The following is a 16,644-nucleotide window of genomic DNA, read 5'->3' on the forward strand; positions in this document are numbered from 1 at the left end:
GTTGGCGGCAGCGTTTAAGCTGCCAATCTCCCCCCTTGCGGGGGAGATGGCTGGCAGGCCAGAGGGGGGTGCCTCGCGCCGACCTGCGGAATATCCTCCCGTGAAAATCCTCGTCCTCTATGCCCATCCGGTCGAGACCAGCTTCAATGCCGGCCTGCACCGGATGATCGTCGAGCGGCTCACGATGGCTGGCCATTCGATCGATGACTGCGATCTCTACGGCGAGGATTTCGATCCGCGTCTGACGCGCAGGGAGAGGCTGGATTATCACAATTTCCGCGGTCCCGGGGATCCTGCGGCGCCATACGTCGAGCGCCTGTTGCGGGCCGATGCGCTGGTGCTTTCCTATCCGGTCTGGAATTACGGTTTCCCGGCGATCCTGAAAGGGTTTTTCGATCGCGTCTTCCTGCCGGGCGTGTCGTTCAAGCTGGTCGACGGCAAGGTGGAGCCGTCGCTGCACAACATAAGAAAGGTCGCGGCGGTCACCTCCTATGGCGGCAGCCGGTTCCGCGCCTTTCTGATGGGCGACCCGCCGCGAAAACTGATCAAGCGCATGCTGCGCGCCACGGTAAAGCCGGGTGCTCCGGTGACCTACCTCGCGCATTATTCGATGAACCTGTCGACCGATGAAACCCGGAAGTCCTTCACGGCGAAGGTCGCGGCCAGCATGGATGCATTCTGATGCGTGCGCTTGTCGTCTATTGCCATCCGGTGCCGGAGAGCTTCTGCGCCGCCATTCGCGACATCGCCGTGGATGTGCTGACGCGTCGAGGCTGGGACGTGCGGCTGCTCGACCTCTACGCCGAAAAGTTCGATCCGGTGATGAGTTGCGAGGAGCGGCGTACCTACAATAGTCAGGCGCCGCAGGATCCGGCGCTGAAACCGCATTTCGAACTGCTCAACTGGGCCGAGGCGATCCTGTTCGTCTACCCGACCTGGTGGTACGGGCTGCCGGCGATGCTGAAGGGCTGGCTCGACCGGGTGTGGGCGACCGATGTCGCCTTCAAGCTGCCGGCGGGCAGGGGAGGGATCAAGTCGCTGATGACGCATGTCACCAAGGTCGGCGTCATCACCACTTGCGGCGCGCCGACCTGGTGGAGCGTCGTCGTCGGCCAGCCCGGGCGCAAGACCTTGCTGCGCGGCATGCGGGCGCTGTGCGCCAGGCGCTGCAAGACGTTCTTCCTGGCGCATTATTTGATGGACGCCTCGACGCCGAAGACGCGAGCGGCGTTTCTGGTCAAGGTGCGGGCGAAGTTGGAGCGGTTTTGAAAGATTAGCACCTTCTCCCCGTGAACGAGGGAGAAGGAAAAAGCGCCGCTACATCTTCGTCCGTTCCGATTTCGGATCGTACATCGGTTTCAGCGATGCCTCAGCCGCAAACCGTTCGCCGGCGATCTCGATTTCATAAGTCGAGGCGAGCACATCCGCCTCGCTCTGCCCTTGGCACGGCACATAGCCCAGCCCGATCGCTCCGCCGAGATGGTGGCCGTAATTGCCCGAAGTGATCGGACCGATGATCTTGCCATCGCGCAGGATCGCTTCGTTGTGGAAGAGCAGAGGCTGCGGGTCCTTGAGGCGGAACTGGACCAGGCGGCGGTCCAATCCGGCCTCCTTCTTCTTCAGCACGGCATCGCGGCCGATGAAATCGCCCTTGGCCGTCTTCACCGCGAAGCCGAGGCCCGCCTCCAGCACATTGTCCTCATCGGTGATGTCGTGTCCGAAATGGCGGAAAGCCTTTTCTATGCGGCAGGAATCGAGCGTGTGCAGTCCACAGAGCTTTAGCCCGACATCGGCACCGGCCTCATCGATGGCCTCGAAGACATGGGCGGCCTGTTCGGTCGAGATGTAAAGCTCCCAGCCGAGCTCTCCGACATAGGTGACGCGGTGCGCCCGGGCGAGGCCCATGCCGATTTCGATCTCCTGGAACGTGCCGAACGGATTGTTCTCGTTGGAGAAGTCGTTGGGGCTGACCTTCTGGATCAGTTTTCGCGCATCCGGGCCCATCACGCAGAGCACGCTTTCAGCGGCGGTTACGTCCGTGATGATGACGAACTGGTCGCCGGCATGCCGCCGCAGCCAGGCGAGGTCGCGCTGCAGCGTGGCGCCCGGCACGACGAGGAAATAGGCCGTATCCGAAAGCCGCGACACGGTGAGGTCGCTCTCTATGCCGCCGCGCTGGTTAAGCATTTGCGTGTAGACGATCTTGCCCGGCGCCACGTCCATGTCGTTGGCGCAGAGTCTTTGCAGGAAGGTGCAGGCGTCGCGGCCCTCGACGCGGATCTTGCCGAACGACGTCATGTCGAACAGGCCGACCTTGTCGCGGATCGCCAGATGCTCCTCGCGCTGGTTATCAAACCAGTTCTGCCGCTTCCAGGAATAGCGATATTCGCGCTCCTGGCCTTCGCGGGCGAACCAGTTGGCACGCTCCCAGCCGGCGACTTCGCCGAACACGGCGCCGCGCGCCTTCAGATGCTCGTGCAGGGGCGAGCGGCGCACACCACGCGAGGTTGCCATCTGGCGATAGGGGAAATGGTCGGCATAAAGCAGGCCGAGCGTTTCGGAGACGCGTTCCTTGAGATAGCGGCGGTTCTTCTGGAAGGGTTGAGTGCGGCGGATGTCGACTTCCCACAGGTCGAACGGGGCTTCGCCATCGTTGATCCACTGCGCCAGCGCCATGCCGGCGCCGCCCGACGAGACGATGCCGATCGAATTGTAGCCGGTCGCCATCCAGTAGCCGCGCAACTCCGGCGCTTCGCCGAGATAATAGCGGTCGTCAGGGGTGAAACTTTCTGGCCCGTTGAAGAAAGTGTGGATGCCGGCGGTCGCCAGCATCGGCATGCGGGTAACGCCCATTTCGAGGATCGGTTCGAAATGGTCCATGTCCTCCGGCAACTGGTCGAAGCAGAAATCTTCGCGGATGCCGTCCATGCCCCATGGCTTGGCCACCGGCTCGAAGGCACCGAGCATCATCTTGCCGGCGTCTTCCTTGTAGTAGGCGCACTCGTCCGGCACGCGCAGCACCGGCAGGCGGCCAAGGCCGGGGATCGGCTCGGTGACCAGATAAAAGTGCTCGCAGGCGTGCAGTGGGATGTTCACGCCGTTCTGGGCGCCGAGGTCGCGCGCCCACATGCCGGCGCAGTTGATGACGATATCGGTCTCGATCGTGCCCTGGCCTTCGCCTTGCGCCCAGGACACGCCGGAGACGCGGCCATTTTTCGTATGGACCTTGGTGACCTTCACATTCTCCGCGATTGTGGCGCCGCGTTGGCGCGCACCCTTGGCCAGCGCCATGGCGATGTTGGCCGGGTCGCACTGGCCGTCGAGCGGCAGATGCACGGCGCCGACCACGTCCGAGACATTGAGATGCGGGTACATCTCCTTGACCTCATTGGGAGAAATCTCGCGCACGTCGACGTCGAAGGCGCGGGCGAGCGACGCCTGCCGGTAGATCTCGTGCTTGCGCTCTTCGGTCAGCGCCACGGTGATCGAGCCGACCTGGCGCATGCCGGTGCCGACCTCAGTCTCGGCTTCCAGCTTGACGTAGAGATCGGCCGAATATTTCGCCAGCCGGGTCATGTTCTGCGAGCCGCGCAACTGTCCGATCAGCCCTGCGGCGTGCCATGTCGTGCCCGAGGTCAGTTGCTTGCGCTCCAGAAGCACAATGTCGGTCCAGCCAAGCTTGGCCAGGTGGTAGGCCACCGAGCAGCCGGAGACGCCGCCACCGATGATGACGGCCCTTGCCTTGGTGGGGATGGCTTTCGTGGGAAGGCTCCTCGCGGTCATGCGGCCTCACGACGGTAGCTGGAAACGAAACGGCGCAGCCGGGCGGCTGCTTCCCTGAGCACGGGTTCGGGCTGGCACAGGCTGATTCTGATATGGCCGGCCGCGGCTTCGCCGAAACTCGAGCCCGGCATGACGCCGACCTTCTCCTTGTCGAGGAAGGCGAAGGCGAATTTCTCGTCGTCGGGTTCGACATCAGATATGTCGAGCATGACATACATGCCGCCTTCGGAACCGCGCACGGTGACATCGTTCATGCCGCGCACCGCATCGAGCAGGACGGTGCGGCGCGCCGCGTAGCGTTCGGCGATGTCCTTGACGCCATAGTGCTGCTCCAGCGCCTCGGCGCAAGCGATGGAGATGAAGGCCGGCAGGCCGTAGGTCGTCACCAAATTGAGATTGATCAGCAGCGTGATCATTTTTTCCGGCCCGGTCAGCCAGCCCATGCGCCAGCCGGTCATGCCGTGGCTCTTGGACATCGAATTGATCACCAGCGTGCGCTCGGCCATGCCGGGCAGCGAGCGCGGCGAGACATGCTCGCCGCCGCCCAGCGTCCAGTAGACCTCATCGGACAGCAGCCAGAGATCGTGCTCGCGGCAGATTTCGGCCAGCTGTTCCAGCCGCTCGCGCGAATAGACGGCACCCGTCGGGTTGTTCGGCGTGTTGATCAGTATGGCGCGCGTGTTGGGCTTGAGTGCGGCACGGATCATGTCCGCGCGCGGTTGGAACCCATCCTCGGCCGGTGTCTCGACGACGGTGAAACTGGCACCGGCGGCGCTGAAGGTGTTGGGATAGGTGGCATAGTAGGGGGCAATCACGATGGCGTGGTCGCCTGGGTCGAGAACGGCCTGCACGGCCGCGTAAAGTGCGGCTTGGCCGCCGGGCGTGGCAATGACCTCTTCCGGCGTCGTCTCGACACCGGTGCAGGCGCTGGAGGCCGCCGCCATCGCCTTGCGCAGGCGCGGCAGGCCGGGCAGCGGCGTATAGCGATGGTTGCTCCCGCGAACCGCCGCAACGCAGGCTTCGATCGTCTCCGACGGCGTGTCGAAATCATGGTCGCCGACCGACAGCATGATGATGTCCTCGCCGGCTTCCTTGCGGGCCCAGGCGGCGAAATGAACTTCCCAGCCGTCCTTGCCCGATGGAACAATGCCGGTGATGCGTGATGATGGTTTAGGCATGTGAGACTCCCGTGATCGCGTAGCCGTCCTGTTGCAGCCGGTCGCGCAAGGCGGCGATATGGGCAGGACCGACCTCGCAGCAACCGCCGACGATGTCCGCACCCGCTTCCACCCAGCCGACAGCCTGGTCGGCGTAGGCATCCGGACCGAGGTCGTGGCGGGCATGCAGTACATCCACCGTGCCGCCATGCTTGAGCGCTTCGGTGGAAGTGAAGCCATTGGCATAGGCACCGACCAGGCCGCCAAGCTCGATCAGTTCAGGCAAGGCCGCCGCAATCGCCTCGGGGCGGCAGCAGTTGAGCAGCCGCGCCGCCACCGGCAGATTTCCGAGCGCATCGGCCGCCGACGCAATAGTCTCGCCGCTGCGCAAGCGCGGCGTGCCGTGATCGGCCAGCGTCCATGACACCCAGACAGGCTTGCCGCTTTCCGATGCGGCGGTGACCGCCGCGCGCGCTTCCTCCGACGACGCCATGGTCTCGCAAAGGAACAGGTCGACACCGTCCACCTGCTCGGCGACGATGCGGCGGTAGATGTCGAGCGTCTCCTGGTAGGAGATCGTCAGCGCCGGCGCGTAGCTGCCGAAGAGCGGCGACAGACAGCCGGCGATCGCCGCATCGCCGGCCTCGTCGCGCGCTTGCCTGGCGAGCTCGATGCCACGCTTCTGCAATGGCTTGAACAGGTCTTCCGCACCTTCGCGCGCCAGGCGTTCGGGCGTCGCCGAATAGGTGTTAATGGTGATGACGCGGGCGCCGGCGTTGATGAATTCGGCATGCAGGCCGCGCACAAGGTCCGGTTCGTCGATCAGCACCCTGGCCGACCACAGCGGCGTCGGCTCGGACTGGCTGCGCCGCACCAGCTCCTGGCCCATGCCGCCATCGGTGAGGATAACGTTCTTCATGCGCGCAGTCTTTCGTTCCTGGGATCCCACAAGGGCTCGTCCTGTTGCACGATCGCCTTGAAGCGGTCGCCGAAGATCTCGACCTCAACCGATGTGCCGGGTTCGGTCAGGTCGGCGCGCAGCATGCCGAGCGCGATCGACTTGTCGACGCGATGGCCCCAGCCCCCCGACGTCGTCTCGCCGACGATCTGGCCGTCATGCCAAAGGGTCGACATGTAAGGCGCGTCGCAATCGCCGGGATCTTCGACCACCAGCGTGACGAAGCGTTTCTTCACGCCTTGCTGTTTTTCGTTCTGGAGGGCCGCCTTGCCGCGGAAATCGGGCTTTTCCCATTTGACGAAGCGCTCCAGACCGCCCTGCAGGATCGAATAGTCGGTCGACAGATCGCCCTTCCAGGTGCGGTAGCCTTTTTCGAGCCGCAGCGAATCCAGTGCGTACATGCCAAACGGCTTCAGCCCATGATTCTGCCCGGCAGCGCAGATCGTATCGAAGATCGCGGCAGTGTCGTCGACCCTGGTGTGGATCTCCCAGCCGAGCTCGCCGGCGAAGGAGACGCGGACCAGCCTGGCCCAGCGCCCGGCAATCCTGGTTTCCTGATGCGTCAGCCAAGGCAAGGTCAGGTCGGCGTCACAGATGTCGGCAAGGATTTTTCGCGAGTTGGGACCGGCCAGGATCTGCGTGGAGAATTCTTCCGTCCGGTCGATCAGCTTGAACGCCGCATCCCCGGGCATGTGCGATTTCAGCCATTCGAAGTCATGCCACTGTGCCACCGCCGCGGTGATCAGCGTCATGGACTCCTCGCCATGGCGCACCACCGACATTTCGGTGACGATGCGGCCCTTGTCATCGGAGAAATAGACCAGGCCGATGCGGCCGGGCTTCGGCACCAGGCCGGTCACCTGTCGGCTCAGCCATTCGGCGGCACCAGGGCCTTCGAGATTGAAGCGCGAGAAGCCGGGCAGGTCGAGGATGCCGGCGGCGTCGCGGACAGCCAGGCACTCTTCGCGCACGCGCTGCTGCCAAGGCCCGTCGCGACGGAAGGTCAGCGTGGCTTCCTCGGAGACGTCGTCGCCGTCCCGCGCGTACCAGGTAGCGCGTTCCCAGCCATTATAGGCGTCGAAACGGGCACCCAGCGCCTTGATGCGATCGTGGATCGGCGACAGTTTCCTGTCACGTCCTTCCGGCCAGGCATGGCGCGGGAACTGGATGGCGTATTCGTTGCCGTAGATCTCCATGCCCTTGGCCACGCAATAGTCCGGCGCGGAAGCAAAGGATGTGAAGCGGCGCGGATCGCACGACCACATGTCCCATTCAGTCTGGCCTTGCGTCACCCATTCGGCCAGCACCTTGCCGGCACCGCCGCCCTGGGCGATGCCGAAAGTGAAGACGCAAGCCTCGAAGGCGTTGGGAACGCCGGGCATCGGCCCGATCAGCGGATTGCCATCCGGCGCATAAGGGATCGGGCCGTTGATGACCTTGGAGAGGCCGGCGGTGCCAAGGATCGGCACACGGGCGACGGCGTCGGCCAGATAATGTTCCAGCCGGTCGAGGTCGTCGGGGAAGAGCTGGAAGGAAAAGTCGTCCGGCATGGGGTCGTTGTGGGTGGCCCAGTGCGCGCGGCAATTGCGCTCATAGGGGCCGAGATTCATGCCCGCCTTTTCCTGGCGCAGATAATAGGAAGTATCGACGTCGCGCAGCAGCGGCAGCTTCTTGCCCTGTTCCTTCGACCAGGCGGCGAGTTCGGGGATTTCCTCGAACAAAATGTACTGGTGGCTCATCACCATCATCGGCACTTCGCGGCCGAACATCCTGCCGACTTCGGCGGCACGGTAGCCGGCTGCATTGACGACGATCTCGCAGCGGATCTCGCCTTGCGGTGTCTCGACCACCCACTCGTCCTTTTCGCGGCGCACGCCTGTCACGGGGCAGAACCGGATGATTTTCGCACCCATGTCGCGCGCGCCCTTTGCCAGCGCCTGCGTCAGCTGTGCCGGGTCGATGTCGCCGTCGCTCGGATCGTACAGCGCGCCCTTCAACTCATGCGTTTCGAGGAAGGGGTAGCGGCGCTTGATCTCGTCGAGCCCGATCACGTCTATGTCCATGCCTTGGTAACGGCCCATGCCCTTGGCGCGCTGGAATTCCTGGATGCGCTCCTTTGTGTGGGCGAGCCTGAGCGAGCCGGTGACATGGTAATTCATGGGATAGTCGACGGCGTCGGCCAGGCCGCGATAGAGCTCGGTCGAATAACGCTGCATGTTCATCAGCGACCAGGAGGAGGAGAAGGTCGGCACATTGCCGGCCGCATGCCAGGTCGAGCCGGAGGTCAGCTCGTTCTTTTCCAGGAGCACGCAGTCGGTCCAGCCGGCCTTGGCCAGGTGATAGAGCGACGAGGTGCCGACAACGCCACCTCCGATGATCACCACGCGCGCCGTGCTCGGCAAACCCGCCATGTTCTTCTCCCAATCTTCAAGCGCGCCGCGCTTCTTTTGCTTTATGGATGCATGTCGTCGGCGACATGCATCAATAGACCGGTGGCGAAACCACCCAGATGACAACCGCCGGTTCGCTGCCTGGATTGCGCCAGCGGTAAGGCTTGCCTTCGAAGCGGAAGGAGTCGCCTTCGCCAAGCCGGTGCCAGACGCCCGCAATCTCGATGTCGAACTGCCCGGACGCGATGTATCCGGCCTCCTCGGTCGGCCGGCGGGCCTCGTTCTTCAACTCCGCGCCCGGCGCGAAGACAGACCGCACCATCTCGAAAGTACCACCGAGGTCCGGTGACAGAAGCTCCTCCACGAGGCCGGATTCGCTGGTGCCAAGCGTGCGGCGCTTGCCTGCGCGTACCACCACGCCGCGCTCGCTTTCCACGGGCACGTCATGGCTGAAGAAGAGGCTGATCGGCACGCCGAACAACTCGGCGAAGGCCCTGAGGTCGCTGAGCGACGGCGTCGACAGGCCGCGCTCGACTTGGCTTACCCAGCCGACCGAACGGCCAAGTTTCAGCGCGATCTCGGCCAGCGTAAGCCCGCGCACCCGGCGCAATGCCCTGATGTCGCCGGCCAGCACTCGTTCGTCAGGTCCCTGCAATGTTCGTGCGGTAGGGGAGGCCAAATCGCTCACTTCATGAAAATTTTCAGTCGAATTTCATGAGAAATGAAGCTCATGAAAAAATCAAGTAGATTTTCACCAATGCTCAAGATTTGCTTGCAGGATTTTGACGGTTCATGCAAAGCCTCCGCCGCGAGCGGCGAGTGGGGACGTCCGATCGAGAACATGGCTAAGGGACGGCCCATGCTGGAAAAGAAGGCTCGAATCGCGGTTGACGCCGAAATCGTCGACGATGCGATCATGTCGCGCCGTTCGGTGCGCGCATTTCTGCCCGACATGATCGACGACGAGACGATCCGTGACATACTGACTGTTGCGGCGCGCGCTCCTTCCGGCACCAACATGCAGCCGTGGCGCGTCTACGTTACCAAGGGCGGGACCAAGCAGCGGATCACGGATGCCATCATGAATTCCGGCATCCGCGCGGAAAAAGCCGACTGGGACGAATATCGCTATTATCCCACCCAGTTCTTCGAGCCTTATCTCACCCGCCGCCGTGCCAACGGGTTCGGCTTGTACGGCGCGCTCGGCATAGGCCGTAGGGAAGTCGACAAGATGCGCGCCCAGCACGACCGCAACTTCGTTTTCTTCGACGCGCCGGTCGGCATGATCTTCACCATCGACCGCCGGCTCAACCAGGGTTCGTGGATCGATTACGGCATGTTCCTGCAAAACATCATGGTCGCGGCGCGGGGCAGGGGTCTGCATACCTGTCCGCAAGCGGCCTTCGCGCCCTATCACCGGCAGATCCGGCCGGTGCTCGGCATTCCCGACGAGGAGATCGTCGTCTGCGGCATGGCGCTCGGCTATGAAGACACTTCCAAGCCCGAGAACGCCTTCCGCACAGAACGTGAGCCGCTCGAGGAATGGGTGAGGTTCAGCGAATAGGCTCCCGTCGGCGCAAGCCCTTATTCCGTATTCATGTGCGCGCCGTGGCCACTGACGTGGGCGCCGTCCTGCGGCGTCAGCTTGAGATAGGCGGATAGCGCGCAGAGCGTGATGACGCCTTCGATCACGAACAGGATCCGGAAGTCGCTGGCGACGGCCGGCCCGCCGCCGGCGAGAAACGACAGCATCGCAGCCGCCAGCCCGACGCTGATGGCGACCGCCAGTTGCCACAGGATATAATAGAGCGCGCTGAAGCGGGCGAGCTGTTCGGGCGCGATGTCGGAATAGGCGAGGTTGCCGGTTGAGGCCCATTGCACCGAGCGGAAGACGCCGAAGACGAAGATATAGGTGAGCGTGATCCAGACCGGGGTCGTTGCCTGCACCAAGGCGAAGCCCGCGACCATGGCTGCAACGACGGGCGTGTTGAAGACCAGCACGCGGCGAAAACCGAAACGGTTGAGGAGGCGTGGCATGAAGATACGCATACCCACCGAACCGACCGCCGCCACGAAGGTCAGCGATCCCGCCTGCACCGCGCTCATGCCGAAGCCGAGCTGGAACATCAGCGGCAGCAGGAAGACGACGGAGCTGAGACCGATCGTGTCAAGGCCGCCGCCGGTAAGAAACGAGATGCGGAAGGTGCGGATGCGCAGGAGCTTGAGATCGAGCAGCGGATTGCGCACGCGAAGGCAGTAGAAGGAGGCGGCCGTCAGGATGATGAGCGCCAGCGCAAGCTCGGCCGCGATCATGCCGCCGGCGGCGTCTTTCGCCGCCAGCGAGTCCATGCCGAAGACCAGCAGCACCATGCCGCTGCCGACCAGCAAAAAGCCTGGAAAATCGAACCGCGTGCGCACCGGCTTGGTCATTGTCGGGAACAGCGAGGCGGCAAGAATTGCGGCCGCGAGCGCGAACGGCACGTTGATGAAGAAGATCCAGCGCCAGGAGATGTAGGTGGTCAGCGCGCCGCCGACGAGCGGACCGACCAGCGGTCCGGACTGGCCGGCCAGCGAGATGTACATGTTGATCTTCAAGGTCCGGCTGCGCGGGAAGGTCGACAGGATGACGACCTGGCCGAGCGTTCCCATCAGCGCGCCGCCGAAGCCCTGCAGCGCGCGGGCGCTAACCAGCATCCAGAGGTCGTTCGAGAGCCCGCACATGGCCGAAGAAGCGGCAAACACCAGCAAGGCAAAGCAATAGACGTTGCGCAGGCCGAAACGGTCGGCCGCCCAGCCGCCGAGCGGCATCGAGATGATCAGGCTGGCGACGTAGACGGTGATCAGCAGGCCGAGCTGGCTTGGCGGACGGCCAAGGCTTTCGCTGATGCCCGGCAGCGCCGTCACCACGACATTCTGGTCGAGGCTGGTCATGAACACGCCGCAGGCGACCGTCAGCGGCAGCAGGAGCACGGCTCTGGCCGGCACATCGGCGCGATCGGTAGCGCCGGTGGATAGTTCAGCGGTCATGGGGATGTTCGAACCAAATATGCCGACTCTAAACCGGGATTTTCACCCCTCGGGCCGGTTGGACGACCACGTTTTCCACCTTGGGCGCCTTCGGCAGGATTCTCTAGCGGCAGAACCAGCCGGCATTGAGGCCAGAGGCCGCGGCTCTAAGACCGCATGCCTACTGCACCTCGTAACCGACTTCCTCGCTGGCGTGGCAGAGCGCCTTCCAGAACGAGCGCGCGAAGGAGCGAAAGACATAGATGTCGAACTGGTCGGTGCCGGTGCGCTGGATCTGGGCGAAGACATCGTGATGCGTTGTCGAGCGGCCGGCGCCGACCGGAAAGGCAGGCAGGGCGAAGTCGATGGCGAAGAATTTCGACAGCACCCATTCGGCTTTCGGCCCGGCAATGCGGATCGCGGTGCGGCCATGCGACAGGTCCGTCACCGTGCCGATCGCCGGCGTTACCGCCTTGGTCAATGCTAGGGCCAGTCCTTCGGCTTCATCGGTCACCGTGAATTTTCCCGGCGCGAAGCCGAATACCGCTTTCACGCCGTCGCTCGAGCCGCCGCCGGCGTCATCGGGCAGAGCAAGCCCGGTGACGGTGCGGATGGCCTCCATCAGTTTCTTCTCCTCGCCTGGCCATGCCGCGAGTTGCACGATCGAGCCCGGCCTGGTTTCGGTGAGCAGGATCTCGACGCCATGTTCGAAATTGCCGTGCGAGCCGACATGGAACTCCGGCTCGAGGGGCGATTGACGCTCAGCCATGCATGCGGGTCCCTTCCGGATCGTAGAAGTGGTTGGAGACGATCTCCACGGGCCCGAAGCGGTTGCGCAAGGGATCGGAGACATGCGCACGCGTGCCGTGCCTGGCCTTGCCGCCCTTGACCAGCGCCAGCGCGATATGCTTGCCGAGCGCCGGCGAATAGCAGCAGGCGGTGATGTGCCCGATCGAGCCGTGCGGATTGGCTTCGTCGACGTCCTCGACAATGTGCGCGCCGCCATTGAGCGGCCGGTTGTCGAGCGCGATCAGGCCGACCAGTTCCAGCCGCTCGGACGCGACGAGACCTTCCCGATCCATCATCGCGGAGCCGATGAACGGCTTCTTCTTCGACAGCATCCAGTCGAGATGCAGGTCGCGCGCCGTGGTGCGGCCATCAATCTCGGCGCCGGTGACATGGCCTTTCTCGATGCGCATCGTGCCCAGCGCCTCGAGGCCGTAGGTAACCAGCCCGAACGGCTTACCGGCCTCGACCAGTGCTTCCCAGACATGGGTGCCATGGCCGGCGCCGGAATAGACTTCGAAGGCCATTTCGCCGGAGAAGGAAAGCCGGCAAATCATCACCGGAACGCCTGCGATCTCTCCGTGCACGATGCCCATGAAGGGCAAGGTGGCGTTGTCCACGGCAGTGCCGGTGACGCAGGCTGCCAAAATCTGCCGCGCTTTCGGGCCGCCGATGGCGGCTCCCGCCCATTCGTCGGTCACCGAGGTGACGTGGACCTTGAGTTCCGGCCAGATCACGTCGAGGAAATATTCCAGATGCTGCATCACCTTGCCAGCATTGGCCGTGGTGGTGGTCATCAGGAAATCCTGTTCGCCCAGGCGCCATGTGGTGCCGTCGTCGAAGGCAAAGCCGTCCTCGCGCAGCATCAGCCCGTAGCGCGCCTTGCCGACGGCGAGCGTCGAAAACATGTTGGTGTAGACACGGTCGAGGAATGCCGCGGCGTCGGGACCCTGTACCGCGATCTTGCCCAGCGTCGAGACATCGACGATGCCCGCGCTTTCGCGCGTCGCCTTGGCTTCGCGCACATAGGCCTGTTCGACGGTTTCGCCCGAAAGCCCGTAGATCATCGGCCGGTACCAGAGGCCGGCGGAGTACATGGTCGCGCCATTGTCGACATGCCAGTCATGCATCGGGGTCAGCCGCTCGGGCTTGAGATCGCCGAAGCGCTCCGCTGCCAGCGAGCCGATCGACACCGGCGCGAAAGGTGGCCGGAAACGGGTGGTGCCGACTTCCGGGATCGGCTTGCCCAGCGCTTCCGCCATGATGGCGAGGCCGGGAACGTTGGAGCTCTTGCCCTGGTCGGTGGCCATGCCGAGTGTGGTGTAGCGCTTCAGGTGCTCGACCGAGACGAAGCCTTCGCGATGCGCCAGGCGGACATCTTCCGCCGTGACGTCGTGCTGGAAGTCGACAAAGCTCTTGCCCTTGGCCCTGATCTCGAACACAGGCGCGGGATCTGGATCTCCGGGAGCTGCCTCGACAGTGGGCAGCGCCGTCGGCGTGGCGGTGCCGCCACTCGCGGCAAGGCCTGCGGCGCGCCCTTCGGCGATTGCCTCTCCCGTCGAAAAGCTGCCGGTGAACGCGCCGGCGCCGATCCAGCTTTGCGTCGGCTTGGGCGGCAGGAAGGCCTGCCGGGCCGCGTTCCATTCAGCCTTGGCGCCGGCCTGGCTGGCCAGATGGATGGTCGGCGACCAGCCGCCGGACATCAACAGGCAATCGGCATGGATGCTGCGCGCGTCGCCGCTCAGCGCGCCCGCGACCATGTCGAAGCGCTGAACCTTGAGGCCGGACAAGGCCTTGCCGCCTTCCGTGGCGACCACCGCATGGCCGGAAAGCAGTTCCGCCTCGGCTTCGCCGGCCAGGACGCCCATCTCGGCGGATGGTTGCGGGCGCACGTCGACGATGGCAACGATCGCCGCACCCGCCTGCTTCAGCGCCAGCGCCGAGCGGTAGGCGCTGTCATTGTTGGTGAACAGCACGACCCGTTGGCCCGGCAGCACGCCGAATTCGTTGGCGTAGCGCTCCGCCGCATGCGCCAGCATCACGCCGGGCCGGTCATTGCCGGGAAACACCAGCGGCCTTTCGAAGGCGCCGGTGGCCAGCACGACGGATCCGGTGCGGATCGCCCAGTAGCGATGGCGCGGCTCCCCCTTGGCGGGCTGCGCCTTGTGGTCGCTGACCCGCTCGAGCGCGGCAAGCGTATTGTTGTCGTAGTAGCCCCAGACGGTGGTGCGCGGCAGAAGCCGGACATTGTCTCGCGCCTCAAGCTGGGCCACGGTGCGCCGCACCCAATCAGCGGCGGGTGCGCCATCGATGGTTTCGCCGGACCAGTTGGCCGAACCGCCGAAGCGCGGCTCGAGATCGGCCAGGGTGACGCGGGCGCCCTGATCGGCGGCTGCCTTGGCGGCCATCAGGCCGGCCGGTCCTGAGCCGACCACAAGCACGTCGCAAAAGGCGTTCATGCGCTCGTAGCGGGCCGGGTCCTTCGCCGATCCGGCGCTGCCGAGGCCGGCGGCGCGGCGGATGAAATGCTCGCAGAACATCCAGAAGCGCGTGCCTTTCAGCGGGCCGACAACCGGTCCCATGAAGGTCTTGTAGTAAAACCCGGCCGACAGCAGTTTTCCGCCGAGCTGGTTGACGGCATGGATGTCGAAGGCAAGCGAGGGGAAACGGTTCTGGCTGACGGCGACCAGCCCGTCATGGATCTCGACCATGGTCGCCGGGATGTTGGGTTCGCGCACTTCGCCCTTCAGCACCGTGACCAGCGCGTTGGGCTCCTCGACGCCCGCGCTCAGCAGGCCGCGCGACCGATGGTATTTGAAAGAACGCCCGAACAGGGTGACGCCATTGGCCAGCAGCGCGGACGCCAGCGTGTCGCCGCCATGCCCGGTATAGGCAACGCCGTCGAAGGTGAAGCGGATCGTCTTCAGCCGGTCTATGCGGCCGCCGGTATCGGTGCGGCGCGGGCTCATGGCTTGTCCTCCGCCTTGCGGCGCGCGGCCGAGCCGTGGTCGCCGCGCGCGAAGGCGACGCTGGAAATCTCGTGCGTCAGCGTGTTGCGCACGACCCTGAGATGCGCGCGGCAGCCGCCGGAATGCTGCCAGATCTCATGGTGGTCGCCGGCCGGGTTCAGCCGGTCGTAGACATAGGCATTCCAGGCCTCGAAATTCTGCGAGGCGGGGTCGGGACGTTCGCGGTTGCCGTCACCCTGATAGGTGAACTCAATGACATCGCGCGGGCCGCAATAGGGGCAAGTGATCAGCACGGAATGTTCCTAATGAAGCCTTGTCTAGTGGAGCCTCGGGTTTGCACCCTGGCCCTTGTCGTCGATCACCAGCCCGCGATGAAAGCGGTCCAGCGTGAACGGGGCGTTGAAATCGTGAGGCTGATCCTTGGCGATGGTCCAGGCAAAGCACCAGCCGGAAGCGGGCGTTGCCTTGAAGCCGCCATAGCACCAGCCGCAATTGAGATACATGCCGGGCAGGGGCCCCATGGTGATGATCGGCGAGCCGTCCATCGACATGTCGCAGACGCCGCCCCAGGAGCGCAGCATGCGCACACGCGCAAGGCCCGGGAAAAGCGCCAGCATCTCGCTCATCACCTCATCGACGATGGGCAGGTTTCCGCGCTGGGCGTAGCTGTTGTAACCGTCGATGTCGCCGCCATAGACAAGGCTGCCCTTGTCGGACTGCGACATGTAGAAATGGCCCATGCCGAAGGTCACGACCGTGTCGATGAAGGGTTTCAGCGATTCGGTGACGAAGGCCTGCAGCACATGGCTTTCGATCGGCATCGTCTCGACGCCGGCCAGTTGCATGACCCGTCCGGTGCTGCCAGCCACCGCGACTGCGACCTTCTTGGCCCTGATATCGCCGCGCGAGGTGGCAACGCCGGTAACCCGGTCGCCGTCGCGCAGGAAGCCGGTGACCTCGCAATTCTCGATGATGTCGACGCCGCGCCGGTCGGCGCCGCGCGCATAGCCCCAGGCGACGGCGTCGTGCCGGGCGGTGCCGGCCCGCCGCTGCATCAGGCCCCCGACCACGGGAAAGCGTGCATCATCGGAGATGTCGAGCGCCGGGATCAGGCGCTTGATCTCGGCTGGTGTCATCAATTCCGCATCGACGCCGAGATGGCGCATCGCGTTGCCGCGTCTTGCGTAGTCGTCGAACTGAGCCGGCGTATGCGCCAGGTTCAGGCAGCCGCGCTGCGAGAACATGACGTTGTAATTGAGCTCGTGCGACAGGTTTTCCCACAGCTTCATCGAATGTTCGTAGAAGCGGGTGTTGGCGGGCAGCAGGTAATTTGAGCGAACGGCCGTGGTGTTGCGGCCGACATTGCCGGAGCCCAGCCAGCCTTTCTCCAGCACCGCGACATTGGTGATGCCGTGTTCCTTGGCTAGATAGTAGGCGGTCGCCAGTCCATGCCCGCCGCCGCCGATGATGATGACGTCGTAGGATGCCTTCGGATCCGGCTTGCGCCAGGCCGGCTTCCAGTCCTTGTTTCCCTTGAGCGCGTTCGCGAGCAGCGAAAGGGCCGAGTACTCTGCCATGTGTATGATGTCCGTTGC

The 16,644-nt window shown here is 64.3% G+C and carries 13 protein-coding genes; 3 read left to right on the plus strand and 10 right to left on the minus strand.

Features of this window, described 5'->3' with window-relative positions; genetic code table 11:
* The first annotated feature begins 100 nt into the window (after nucleotides 1–100).
* Nucleotides 101–682 (plus strand): NAD(P)H-dependent oxidoreductase, encoded by a 582-nt coding sequence (locus FJ954_RS08170; RefSeq protein ID WP_181177774.1) that lies wholly within the window; start codon nucleotides 101–103, stop codon nucleotides 680–682.
* Nucleotides 682–1,269: an NAD(P)H-dependent oxidoreductase gene (locus tag FJ954_RS08175; RefSeq protein ID WP_140661027.1), complete on the plus strand. Its 588-nt coding sequence runs from the start codon at nucleotides 682–684 to the stop codon at nucleotides 1,267–1,269. The genes FJ954_RS08170 and FJ954_RS08175 overlap by 1 nt, the downstream gene beginning before the upstream one ends.
* A gap of 48 nt (nucleotides 1,270–1,317) precedes the next feature.
* Here the strand turns inward: FJ954_RS08175 and FJ954_RS08180 are convergent, their stop codons facing one another.
* The 5 genes from FJ954_RS08180 to FJ954_RS08200 all read right to left on the minus strand — a co-directional run bounded on the left by FJ954_RS08180 (nucleotide 1,318) and on the right by FJ954_RS08200 (nucleotide 8,976).
* Nucleotides 1,318–3,783, minus strand: a complete 2,466-nt coding sequence (locus tag FJ954_RS08180; RefSeq protein ID WP_140661028.1) for an FAD-dependent oxidoreductase — start codon at nucleotides 3,781–3,783, stop codon at nucleotides 1,318–1,320.
* Nucleotides 3,780–4,961: a pyridoxal phosphate-dependent aminotransferase gene (locus tag FJ954_RS08185; RefSeq protein ID WP_140661029.1), complete on the minus strand. Its 1,182-nt coding sequence runs from the start codon at nucleotides 4,959–4,961 to the stop codon at nucleotides 3,780–3,782. The genes FJ954_RS08180 and FJ954_RS08185 overlap by 4 nt, the downstream gene beginning before the upstream one ends.
* Nucleotides 4,954–5,859, minus strand: a complete 906-nt coding sequence (locus FJ954_RS08190) for a homocysteine S-methyltransferase family protein (protein WP_015317391.1) — start codon at nucleotides 5,857–5,859, stop codon at nucleotides 4,954–4,956. Before FJ954_RS08190 ends, FJ954_RS08185 begins: the two co-directional genes overlap by 8 nt.
* A complete protein-coding gene (locus FJ954_RS08195) occupies nucleotides 5,856–8,309 on the minus strand; it encodes an FAD-dependent oxidoreductase (RefSeq protein ID WP_140661030.1) in 2,454 nt (817 codons plus the stop codon). Before FJ954_RS08195 ends, FJ954_RS08190 begins: the two co-directional genes overlap by 4 nt.
* Nucleotides 8,310–8,379: 70 nt before the next feature.
* A complete protein-coding gene (locus FJ954_RS08200) occupies nucleotides 8,380–8,976 on the minus strand; it encodes an XRE family transcriptional regulator (RefSeq protein WP_224682457.1) in 597 nt (198 codons plus the stop codon).
* 171 nt (nucleotides 8,977–9,147) lie between these two features.
* Between FJ954_RS08200 and FJ954_RS08205 the strand changes: the two genes are divergently transcribed.
* The gene (locus tag FJ954_RS08205; RefSeq protein WP_023791818.1) at nucleotides 9,148–9,852 is read left to right on the plus strand and encodes a nitroreductase; all 705 of its coding nucleotides are present in this window, start codon (nucleotides 9,148–9,150) and stop codon (nucleotides 9,850–9,852) included.
* Between the two features lie 20 nt (nucleotides 9,853–9,872).
* Here the strand turns inward: FJ954_RS08205 and FJ954_RS08210 are convergent, their stop codons facing one another.
* The 5 genes from FJ954_RS08210 to FJ954_RS08230 form a co-directional block, all read right to left on the minus strand.
* Nucleotides 9,873–11,315 (minus strand): MFS transporter, encoded by a 1,443-nt coding sequence (locus FJ954_RS08210; protein WP_140661032.1) that lies wholly within the window; start codon nucleotides 11,313–11,315, stop codon nucleotides 9,873–9,875.
* A 160-nt stretch (nucleotides 11,316–11,475) separates the two neighbouring features.
* Nucleotides 11,476–12,063 (minus strand): sarcosine oxidase subunit gamma, encoded by a 588-nt coding sequence (locus tag FJ954_RS08215; protein WP_140661033.1) that lies wholly within the window; start codon nucleotides 12,061–12,063, stop codon nucleotides 11,476–11,478.
* Nucleotides 12,056–15,049, minus strand: coding sequence for a sarcosine oxidase subunit alpha (locus FJ954_RS08220; protein WP_140661034.1), 2,994 nt, complete (start codon nucleotides 15,047–15,049; stop codon nucleotides 12,056–12,058). Before FJ954_RS08220 ends, FJ954_RS08215 begins: the two co-directional genes overlap by 8 nt.
* On the minus strand, nucleotides 15,046–15,342 hold the full coding sequence (locus FJ954_RS08225) for a sarcosine oxidase subunit delta (protein WP_140661035.1): 297 nt from the start codon (nucleotides 15,340–15,342) through the stop codon (nucleotides 15,046–15,048). The genes FJ954_RS08220 and FJ954_RS08225 overlap by 4 nt, the downstream gene beginning before the upstream one ends.
* Nucleotides 15,343–15,366: 24 nt before the next feature.
* Nucleotides 15,367–16,626: a sarcosine oxidase subunit beta gene (locus FJ954_RS08230; RefSeq protein WP_140661036.1), complete on the minus strand. Its 1,260-nt coding sequence runs from the start codon at nucleotides 16,624–16,626 to the stop codon at nucleotides 15,367–15,369.
* Nucleotides 16,627–16,644 lie beyond the last annotated feature (18 nt).

The organism is Mesorhizobium sp. B2-3-15 (assembly GCF_006442875.1).
GTDB classification, from domain to species: Bacteria; Pseudomonadota; Alphaproteobacteria; order Rhizobiales; family Rhizobiaceae; genus Mesorhizobium; species Mesorhizobium australicum.